1 protein-coding gene is annotated in these 532 nt (G+C 29.5%); it reads right to left on the bottom strand.

Going from position 1 to position 532, the window contains the following annotated elements:
* Positions 1-126: 126 nt before the first annotated feature.
* The gene (locus V3W49_RS23045; protein ID WP_500148310.1) at positions 127-438 is read right to left on the bottom strand and encodes a ribosomal L7Ae/L30e/S12e/Gadd45 family protein; all 312 of its coding nucleotides are present in this window, start codon (positions 436-438) and stop codon (positions 127-129) included.
* Positions 439-532 lie beyond the last annotated feature (94 nt).

The following is a 532-nucleotide window of genomic DNA, read 5'->3' as shown; positions in this document are numbered from 1 at the left end:
ATCAATAGCAATTGTCTAGTTGTGACTTTAATTTCTTGCGTCATGTTTATCCTTTTTAACTCGAATCTCTGACAGTCTCATTTAAACTTTCATTATAATGTTTAATCGGTAAAGTTTTCAACATCATTATTTCTTTTCTGCTTCATTCATAATAGATTTGATGTTTGAATCATTGAGTGAATTGAATGAAATTGTAGATACTCTAAATTGCAAACCACAAAGTTTTCCTAAAGACATTGAAGTATCACTGAACTGTATGATAGGAATTTTTGCTTTTTTTGCATCTGACTGAATTTTTTCAGAAATGTTTTGTCGAACTGACTTTGAAAGAACAACTAATTTTGAATTTTTTAGTGAAGTTAAAACTTGCCTAGAGCCTACAGTACATTTGTTTCCCTTAATTGCATCTTTTAGTGCTTTTTCAAGTAATTTGCTCATTATTCACCGTATAGTCGTTCGTAATTGAGGCCCTTATTAGCTTTAATGATGTGTAAATTCTTGTGTATTAATAACCCTGACAATAATAATTTGA

The sequence above is a fragment of the Rosenbergiella sp. YN46 genome (genome assembly GCF_036620675.1).
Lineage (GTDB): Bacteria > Pseudomonadota > Gammaproteobacteria > Enterobacterales > Enterobacteriaceae > Jejubacter.
Note: the sequence above shows the minus strand (reverse complement) of the source record. Positions and strands in the feature narration are given on the sequence as shown.

What these genes read in the sequence shown, in the direction of transcription:
- V3W49_RS23045 (WP_500148310.1), bottom strand. Translation starts at nt 438, where the DNA reads ATGAGCAAATTACTTGAAAAAGCACTAAAAGATGCAATTAAGGGAAAC.